The following is an 8,965-nucleotide window of genomic DNA, read 5'->3' as shown; positions in this document are numbered from 1 at the left end:
CATCATCGACCCCGGCTCGAAGGTATCGGTCAGCACGCGGTTGCGCAGCTGCTCGCCGGACAGGCGGGTGCGGTCGTTGGGGTTGTAKGTCGGCCAGTTGGCCAGCGCCAGCACCTCGCCGGTCTGCGCGTCGAGCACCACCGCGCTGGCCGCCTTGGCCTTGCTGCGCTCGACGATGGCCTTGACCTCGTTGAAGGCCAGGTACTGGATCTTGGCGTCGATGGAGAGCTGCTGGTCCTCGCCATCGCGCGGCGTCTTGAGGATGCCGACGTCCTCCACCACGCGTCCAAGGCGGTCCTTGATCACCTGGCGCGCGCCGGACCTGCCGGCCAGCACGGGCTCGCGCGCGAGCTCCACGCCTTCCTGGCCGCGGTCCTCCACGTTGGTGAAGCCGACGATGTGCGCCATCGCCTCGCCTTCTGGGTAGAAGCGCTTGTACTCGCGGGTCTGGTGGATGCCGTCGATCTTGAGTTCGGCGATCTTGTCCGCGGCATCGGGCAGCACCTGGCGCTTCAGGTAGACGAAGCTCTTGTCTTCCGTAAACTTGCGGCGCAGTTCCTTGTCGCTCATGTCGAGCAGCTTGCCCAGCTGGCGGATCTTGTCCGCGTCGATCTCGTCGGGCACGTCTTCGGGGACCGCCCAGATGGCCTTGACCGGCAGGCTGGTGGCCAGCACCAGGCCGTTGCGGTCGAGGACCTTGCCGCGCGTGGCGGGCAGCTCCAGCGTGCGCTGGAAGCGCTTCTTGCCTTCGGCTTCGTAGAACTGGTTGCCCGGCCCCTGGATCCACAGCGCGCGCGCAGCCAGCGCGACGAAGGCGGCGAACATCATGAACACCACCATCTTCGAGCGCCACATCGGCAAGCGCAGGCCGAGCACGGGGCTGGCCGCGAACTGGCCGCTGCGCGGACGCGAGGCATTGCCGCGGGGCTGGCCGCGCTGGGCGTGCTGCGAAGGCCGGGCGATGGTCATGGCTTGCTCCCCTCGGGCGCCGAGGCCGCCGTCGCGGCCGCGGTTGCGGCCGGCTGAGGCTCGAGCACCACGCCGGCCAGGTATTGGGTCCTGCCGGGAAGGACCGGCGTCATCTTGAGCTGGGCGCGGGCCGCATCGGCAATGCGCGCGCTCTTGCCGAGCGCGCTTTGCTGGTACTGCAGGCGCGACCAGTCGATGTCGAGCTGCTTTTCTTCCGCCTGGGCGCGCTCGAAGGCGACGAACAGCGTGCGCGCCTGGTGCTGCGCGCTCACCAGCGAGAGCGCGCACAGCATCAACGCGGCGAGCAGGAAGAAGGTCAGGCGGTTCATGCGCGGCCAGCCTGTGCGGGCGCGCTCGCCGGCAGCTTCTCGGCCACGCGCATCACGGCGGAGCGCGCGCGCGGGTTGGCGGCGATTTCCTCGGCGCCCGGCTTGACCCGGCCAAGCAGCTTCAGCGTGGGCTGCGGCAACTGGTCAGCGCGCAGCGGCGCGCGGCGCAGGGCCGGATCGGCATCCTGCTGCGGACGGGCGTGTGCCTGCATGAACCGCTTGACGATGCGGTCCTCGAGCGAATGAAAGCTGATCACCACCAGCCGCCCCCCGGTCTGCAGCAAGTCGTACGCCGCGCTCAGCCCGCTTTCGAGGTCCGCAAGCTCTTGATTGACGTGAATCCGTAGAGCCTGAAAGGTGCGGGTCGCAGGGTCCTGACCCTTCTCGCGTGTTTTGACGGCTTTCGCCACGAGCGCGGCAAGCTCGGCAGTAGTGGTGAGCGGTCCGCCATGGCCGGGTTCGCTCCTGCGAGCAACAACCGCCTTTGCAATCTGTACAGCAAACCKTTCTTCCCCATAGTCCCGTATCACCCTCGCGATGTCGTGCTCTTCCGCCTGCGCCAGCCACTGCGCGGCGGTGATGCCGCGCGTGGTGTCCATGCGCATGTCCAGCGGTCCCTCGAAGCGGAAGGAGAACCCCCGCTGCGCGTCGTCGATCTGGGGCGAGCTGATCCCCAGGTCGAGCAATATCCCGGTCACCTTGCCGCGGCCCGCCAGCCGCTCGGCCATGTCGGCGAAGCTGGTGTGCTCAATGGAGAAGCGGGCATCCTCGATGGTGCCCGCCTCTGCGATTGCTGCCGGATCCTTGTCGAAGGCCACCAGTGCCCCGGCCGGCCCCAGCCGGGCCAGTATTGCCCGGCTGTGCCCCCCTCTGCCGAAGGTGCCGTCCACATAGACGCCATCCGGCCGCCAGACCAGGGCTTCGACAGCCTCGTCCAGCAACACGGTGCGATGGCGCAGGGCGGTGGTCCCCGGCGATTGGGTTGAGCTCATGACCTCGTCAGAAAGAGAAGTTCTTCAATGCATCCGGCATGCCCTGCGCCATCGCCTGCTGTTCCTTGGCGGCGTAGGTTGCGGCATCCCAGACTTCGAAATGGCTGCCCATTCCAAGCAGCATGACTTCCTTGTCGAGCAGGGCGGCGCCACGCAGCTCGGGCGCGATCAGCACCCGGCCCGCGCCGTCCATGTCGACATCCGCCGCGTTGCCCAGGAAGATGCGCTTCCACCAGTGCGCGTCCATCGGCAAGGCAGCGATGCGGGCACGGAAGTTTTCCCATTCAGGGCGTGGAAACAGCAGCAGGCAGCCGTCCGGGTGCTTTGTCAGCGTTACCCGGCCCTCGGCCTGCTGTTGCAGCGCTTCACGGTGCCGCGCCGGGATGGACATCCGGCCCTTGGCATCCAGTGACAGCGCCGATGCGCCCTGAAACAAGCTTGCTCCCGATCCGCGCCAACCGATCTACGCCGGCTGGCGTGTAAACCCCGTAAAGCCGACGTTTGGGGGATGATCCCACGGCCAGCCCGCTTTTTCACACAAAAATACACTTCCTCACACTATTTCCCACTTTAGAGGAAGCGATTTGGCGGGTCAAGGCTCGCCGCAAGGCAACAAACCGGGTTTTTTTAATCAGAACAATGACTTAGCACGCACTCTTCACGCACCGAAAAAGTGAATCCCTAATGAAATGAAGATCTTATGGAGGAAAGCAGAGAAACCACCTGAGAACAACCGGGGAAGGAACTGCCTGCAGCACGAAAATCAGCCTCGCGGGACCGATGGAAGGATACAACGTTTTGTCGTCTACCCTGCGTAAGCGGGGGCCCGACGCCGGGGGCGGGCGACATCGCCGGGCGCCTCTCGCCCTGCCGGCCGGTCAGATGCGGTAGGCGGCCGTGGTCATGACGCGGGACGCGGCCCGCATCATCGCGCGCACCGGCGCAGGCAGCGGCATGCCGCCGGCATCCCGGGCGGCGGCGCCGTGGCGCGCTTCGTCGTCGCGCATCTGCTCCAGGATCGCGCGCGAGCGCAGGTCGGCGGGAGGGATCTGCCCGAGATGGCCATTGAGGTGCTGCTCGACCTGGTTCTCGGTCTCGGACACAAAGCCGAGGCTGACGCGGTCGCCCGCGCGGCCGGCGGCCCAGCCGATGGCGAACGCGCCGGCGTACCAGAGCGGGTTGAGCAGGCTGGTGCGCGAGCCCAGTTCGCGCAGGCGCTCGGCGCACCAGCCGAGGTGGTCTTCTTCCTCGCGCGCGGCCTCGTCCATCTGCGCGCGCACCTGCGGGGTCCGGGCGGTCAGCTTCTGCGCCTGGTAGAGAGCCTGCGCGCAAACCTCGCCGACATGGTTGATGCGCATGAGCCCGGCCACGTGGCGGCGCTCTTTCTCGTCGAGCGGGTCGCCTTCCGGCGCCAGGCCCGCCGCGGGATTGTCCCGGCTGGCCCGGGTCACGCCCGCGATCGCGCGCAGGGCCACATCGAATTCGCGAATCAAGTTATCCATGGATGCATGCACTCGTGATGGCTTCCGGGCGTGTCCTTCGACGCTGCCGGCACAAGGTCCGGACCTGCGTGGATTCACCCTCGGGATTTCCCGCATTGTACCGTGACCGCCCTGCAGGCCGCGCCGCGCCTGGGCCTGCAGGTGCCTCGCCTGTCGCGGATCCGATACTCCAAAACCCTGAGTTGTGAAAAGCTGACAAGGGCAGCGAACCCGATTGTGAAACGGAGGTGGTTTGTTACAGTACTTGGCAACTTCTGACGAAGTTGGGTAAGCGGGCGAATGGAGACTCAGGAGGTTTCTCCGCTGACCACACCAATAATTCTTACGTGGAGATCATCGAGCATGAAAAAATCGCTTTTCGCGTTGGCGGCCCTTGGCCTTCTTGCTGGCGCGGCGCAGGCCCAGTCGAGCGTGACACTGTACGGCGTTGTCGACATGAACCTCGAATACGTCAGCCACCTGGGTACGCAAGTGCCTACGGCTGCCAATGGCTTCAATGCCGGCCCGGGCGACAACGCATACCGCCTGACGTCCGGCGGCCTGTCCGGCTCGCGCTGGGGTCTGCGCGGCGTGGAAGACCTGGGCGGTGGCCTGAAGGCGCTGTTCGTGCTCGAAAGCGGTTTCGGCCTCGATGACGGCAAGTCGCAGCAAGGCAGCCGCCTGTTCGGTCGCCAGGCTTACGTGGGTATCGAAAGCGCCCAGGTCGGCCGCTTCACCTTCGGCCGCCAGTACACCACCCTGTTCGACCTGCTGGCCAACTTCTCGCCCAGCGGCTACGCAACCCAGTATGAACCGGTGGTGGCCCAGCTCGGCCTGAACTTCCGCTCGGACAACACCGCCAAGTACACGGGCGTGTTCGGCCCGGTGACCGCGATCGCGCACTGGACCTTCGGCAACGGCGTGGCCGGTGGCGGCGAAGTGCCGGGGCAATTCCGCCGTGACTCCGGCTACGGTGCCGGCGTGGCCTATGCCGCCGGCCCGTTCGGCGCGACCATCGCCTACGACCAGTACAACCCGACCCTGGACGCGACTGGCAACACCGGCACGTTCAAGAAGGCCGCGGTGGCCGGCAGCTACGCCTTCGGCCCGGCCAAGATCATGGGCGGTTATCGCTGGGGTCAGTCCAAGGCACCGACCGGCGCCACGGTCCTGCGCGACGACTACTACTGGATCGGCGCCAACTACCAGGTCCTGCCGGCCCTGGGCCTGACGCTGCAGTACAACTACGACGACGTGAAGAACCTCGCCGGCGTCAACGTGAAGAACCCGTGGGGCGTGGGCCTGGGCATCCGCCACAAGTTCTAAACGCATCCACGCGGCTTTTGCAAAGGCACCTTCGGGTGCCTTTTTTCATGGCGGCGGACTAGGGCATCACCTCATCGGCACCTCCGCCGGCGGGCACTAGAATGCACAAGCCTTCGGCAGCCACCGCGCGGCCGCAGCCCGACCAACCAGGAGACACCATGCACCGCCCCCGCCGCCGCGCGACCCATATGCTGCTTGCCAGCGCCGCCAGCGCATGCCTTGCGCTGCTTGCCGGCGTCGCGCCCGCGCATGCCGCCGACCCTTATCCCAACAAGCCGATCCGCCTCGTGGTGCCGTTCTCGGCCGGCGGCACCACGGACATCCTGGCGCGCGCGGTGGCGGCCGAACTGTCCAAGCTGCAAGGCTGGAACGTGGTGGTGGACAACCGCCCCGGCGCCGGCGGCAATATCGGCGCGGACATCGTCGCCAAGGCCGCGCCCGACGGCTACACGCTGCTGATGGGCACGGTGGGCACGCACGGCATCAACCAGTCCCTGTACGGCAAGCTGCCGTTCGACCCGATCAAGGATTTCGCGCCGATCACCGAGGTGGCATCGGTCCCCAATGTGCTGGTGGTCAACCCGGCCTTCGCGCAGCAGAACCGCATCAACAGCGTCCCTGACCTGATCGCTTACGCGCGCGCCAATCCCGGCAAGCTCAACATGGCATCGAGCGGCAATGGCACCTCCATCCACCTCGCCGGCGAGCTGTTCAAGACGCAGACGAAAACCTTCATGGTGCATTTCCCGTACAAGGGCAGCGGCCCGGCGCTGACCGACCTGGCCGGCGGCACCATGCAGCTCATGTTCGACAACCTGCCGTCGTCGATGTCGCTGATCAAGGCCGGCAAGCTCAAGGCGCTGGCGGTGACGAGTGCCAGGCCGTCGCCGGCGCTGCCCGGCGTGCCCACCGTGGCCGAAGCGGCCAAGCTGCCGGGCTACGAAGCCAGCTCCTGGTTCGGCCTGCTGGCGCCGGCCGGCACGCCGCACGAGATCGTCGCGCGCATCCAGCAGGAAGTGGCGCGCTCGCTGGCCACGCCGGCCGTGCGCGACAAACTTCAGGCGCAGGGTGCGGACCCGGTCGGCAATACGCCGGAGCAGTTCGCGGCATTCATCCGCGCCGAGCACACAAAGTGGGCCAAGGTCGTCAAGGACTCGGGCGCCAAGGTGGACTGAACCCTCAGTCCGGACCCGCCCGGCGCGCGAGCGCATATACTTGAGGCATCAAACAACCTGCCTGCCGCGATGCCCACCACTACTGCCGCCGAGATCGCCGTCAAGGCCGGCGCCGATGAGCCGCCGGTCGATCTCGAAACCCGAGCCGACGATGCCAGCCACGATGGCCTCACAGACCAGCTCCAGCAAGAAGGCCTGGTATCGCGCGAGGCGTTGCCGAGCGACCGCCGGGCCTACCTGATCCGCCTCACGCCGGCCGGGCGCGCGGCGTTCTCCAAGATGGCGCGTGCGCACGAAGACTGGATCGAGCAGTTGTTCGGCGGCCTGCCGCAGGCCGACCGGCGCGCCCTGTTCCGCCTGCTGGGCCGCCTCAAGACCGGGCTGGCAAGCGCATGAGCACGCCGCGCTGCGGGCCGCAAGCGCGCCGCCTTTGCGTGCCGCTGGCGGCATGCCTGATGCCGTTGCTGCTGGTGGCCGCCTGCCAGGGCACGCCCGCGCAGCCGAAGATCGAGGCGCTCGCCTACACCATCAAGCTGGGGCATATCAGCGCCAAGACCGCGGTGGGCACCATGGACGCCCCGGGCCCCGGCGCCTTCGATTCGTCCGTGAGCGTGGCGGCGGCGAATGGCGGGGGCTGGAACGGTGGCGCCGCCAGCGTCGGCGTCGCGGTCAACCTGAACCAGCTCTTCCACCCGCAGCCGAGGCAGCAGGTCGACCTTTACCAGTACAAGGTAACGACCGAGGATGGCACGGTCGACACCGTCAACGGCCCGGCCGCACCGGGGCTCGATCCTGGCGCGTGCGTGCGCCTGATCTATCCCGACGGCACGCCGGTCCCGCGGATGGTGCCTTCGTCCGAATGCTGAGCGCGGGCGCAGCCCGCGTCCCGGGCCTGCGCCCCCAAACGCGCAACGGCCTCCCTTGCGGGAGGCCGTTGCGCGTTGCTGTGCCTGGCTTACGCCGCCTGGCGGCTGTCGCGCAGCTCGCGGCGCAGGATCTTGCCCACATTGGTCTTGGGCAGCTCGCCGCGGAACTCCACGTACTTGGGCCGCTTGTAGCCGGTCAGCCGCTCCTTGCAGAAAGAGATCAGCTCGGCTTCGGTGAGCGCCGGATCCTTCCTGACCACGAACAGCTTGACCACTTCGCCGGAGTGCTCGTCGGGCACGCCCACGGCGGCCACTTCCAGCACGCCCGGGCACTCGGCGACCACGCCTTCGATCTCGTTCGGGTACACATTGAAACCGGACACCAGGATCATGTCCTTCTTGCGGTCGACGATCTTGGTATAGCCGCGCGCGTCCATCACGCCGATGTCGCCGGTCTTGAAGAAGCCGTCCGGCGTCATGACCTTGGCGGTCTCGTCGGGGCGGTTCCAGTAGCCTGCCATGACCTGCGGGCCGCGCAGACAGATCTCGCCGGCCTGGCCGAGCGGCACGTCGCGGCCGTCGTCGTCGCGGATGGCAATGTCGGTCGACGGCAGCGGCAGGCCGATGGTGCCGGAGAAGGCGTCGGTGTCGGTCGGGTTGCAGGTCGCCGAGGGCGACGTCTCGGACAGGCCGTAGCCTTCGATGATCGGGCAGCCGGTCCGGGCCAGCCATTTCTTGGCCACCGCCTCCTGCACCGCCATGCCGCCGCCGTTGGCCACCCGCAGGCCGGAGAAATCGACCTTGTCGATCTCCGGGTTGTTGATCAGGGCGTTGTACAGCGTGTTGACCGCCGGGAACATATTGAACTTGTACTTCTGCAGCTCCTTGATGAAGCCGGGGATGTCGCGCGGATTGGGGATCAGCACGCTCAGGCCGCCGCTGCGCATGCCCAGCAGGCAGCAGACCGTCAGCGCGAAGATGTGATACAGCGGCAGCGCGGTGATGGTCACCACCTGGTCGATCGGCGCGCCCTTGGCCAGCGCCGGCTGCATCCAGGCCTCGGACTGCAGCACATTGGAAACGATGTTCCGGTGCAGCAGCACGGCGCCCTTGGAAATGCCGGTGGTGCCGCCGGTGTACTGCAGGAAGGCGATGTCGTCGGGGCCGGTGGTGGCGGGCAGCAACTGCATGCGGCTCCCCTCTTCCAGCACGGTGTTGAAGCGCACGCAGTTGGGCAGCTCCCAGGCCGGCACCATCTTCTTGACGTTGCGCACCACGAAATTGACGATGGCGCCCTTCACTCCTCCCAGCATGTCGCCCATGCTGGCCACCACCACATGCTTGACCGGCGTGGCGGGCAGCACCTGCTCCAGCGTGGTGGCGAAGTTCTCCAGGATGACGATGGCCTCTGCGCCGCTGTCCTTGAGCTGGTGCTCGAGCTCGCGCGGCGTGTAGAGCGGATTGACGTTGACCACCACGAAGCCGGCGCGCAGCACCGCGGCCAGCACCACGGGGTATTGCAGCACGTTCGGCATCATGATGGCCACGCGCGCGCCGGGCTTGAGCCCGCGCGACTGCAGCCAGGCGGCGAACTGCCGCGAGAGACGGTCGACGTCGCCGTAGGTGATCGCCTTGTCCATGCAGACGAAGGCGCGGCGACCGGCGTAGGTACGGAAAGACTCCTCCAGCAGTGCATAGAGGTCGCGGTAGAAGGCGCGCGCCATGCTGCCCAGCCACGCCACCGTTTCGGGGCGCAGGTACTGGTTGTCGCGAAAGCTCAGCGTGGCGGGCACATGGCAGTCGATGCAGCGACGCGCCATTTCCAGC

10 protein-coding genes are annotated in these 8,965 nt (G+C 67.2%); 4 read left to right on the top strand and 6 right to left on the bottom strand.

Annotation, left to right across the window (positions count from 1 at the left end):
• From AC1DO7_RS39115 to coq7, 5 genes are all read right to left on the bottom strand, one after another.
• A partial coding sequence (locus AC1DO7_RS39115) for a peptidoglycan D,D-transpeptidase FtsI family protein (RefSeq protein ID WP_477117408.1) occupies positions 1–969 on the bottom strand: 969 nt, incomplete at its 3' end.
• Positions 966–1,298 (bottom strand): cell division protein FtsL, encoded by a 333-nt coding sequence (gene ftsL, locus AC1DO7_RS39110; RefSeq protein WP_441617885.1) that lies wholly within the window; start codon positions 1,296–1,298, stop codon positions 966–968. The genes AC1DO7_RS39115 and ftsL, both read right to left, overlap by 4 nt.
• Entirely contained in the window at positions 1,295–2,290 is a 996-nt protein-coding gene (gene rsmH, locus AC1DO7_RS39105; protein WP_441617887.1) for a 16S rRNA (cytosine(1402)-N(4))-methyltransferase RsmH, read from the bottom strand. Before rsmH ends, ftsL begins: the two co-directional genes overlap by 4 nt.
• A 7-nt stretch (positions 2,291–2,297) precedes the next feature.
• Entirely contained in the window at positions 2,298–2,726 is a 429-nt protein-coding gene (gene mraZ / locus AC1DO7_RS39100; RefSeq protein WP_441617889.1) for a division/cell wall cluster transcriptional repressor MraZ, read from the bottom strand.
• A 442-nt stretch (positions 2,727–3,168) separates the two neighbouring features.
• A complete protein-coding gene (coq7, locus tag AC1DO7_RS39095) occupies positions 3,169–3,792 on the bottom strand; it encodes a 2-polyprenyl-3-methyl-6-methoxy-1,4-benzoquinone monooxygenase (RefSeq protein ID WP_441617891.1) in 624 nt (207 codons plus the stop codon).
• Positions 3,793–4,134: 342 nt separating this feature from the next.
• Here coq7 and AC1DO7_RS39090 point away from each other — a divergent pair, with 342 nt between their 5' ends.
• From AC1DO7_RS39090 to AC1DO7_RS39075, 4 genes are all read left to right on the top strand, one after another.
• Positions 4,135–5,097: a porin gene (locus AC1DO7_RS39090; protein ID WP_477117407.1), complete on the top strand. Its 963-nt coding sequence runs from the start codon at positions 4,135–4,137 to the stop codon at positions 5,095–5,097.
• Between the two features lie 158 nt (positions 5,098–5,255).
• On the top strand, positions 5,256–6,272 hold the full coding sequence (locus AC1DO7_RS39085) for a Bug family tripartite tricarboxylate transporter substrate binding protein (RefSeq protein ID WP_441617895.1): 1,017 nt from the start codon (positions 5,256–5,258) through the stop codon (positions 6,270–6,272).
• A gap of 36 nt (positions 6,273–6,308) precedes the next feature.
• Positions 6,309–6,668: a MarR family winged helix-turn-helix transcriptional regulator gene (locus AC1DO7_RS39080; protein ID WP_477117410.1), complete on the top strand. Its 360-nt coding sequence runs from the start codon at positions 6,309–6,311 to the stop codon at positions 6,666–6,668.
• Positions 6,665–7,138, top strand: coding sequence for a hypothetical protein (locus AC1DO7_RS39075; protein ID WP_441617899.1), 474 nt, complete (start codon positions 6,665–6,667; stop codon positions 7,136–7,138). Before AC1DO7_RS39080 ends, AC1DO7_RS39075 begins: the two co-directional genes overlap by 4 nt.
• 89 nt (positions 7,139–7,227) lie before the next feature.
• Here AC1DO7_RS39075 and AC1DO7_RS39070 read toward each other — a convergent pair whose 3' ends face one another.
• Entirely contained in the window at positions 7,228–8,862 is a 1,635-nt protein-coding gene (locus AC1DO7_RS39070; RefSeq protein ID WP_477117409.1) for a long-chain-fatty-acid--CoA ligase, read from the bottom strand.
• Positions 8,863–8,965 lie beyond the last annotated feature (103 nt).

The sequence above is a fragment of the Cupriavidus sp. 05N40 genome, assembly GCF_056397305.1.
Note: the sequence above shows the minus strand (reverse complement) of the source record. Positions and strands in the feature narration are given on the sequence as shown.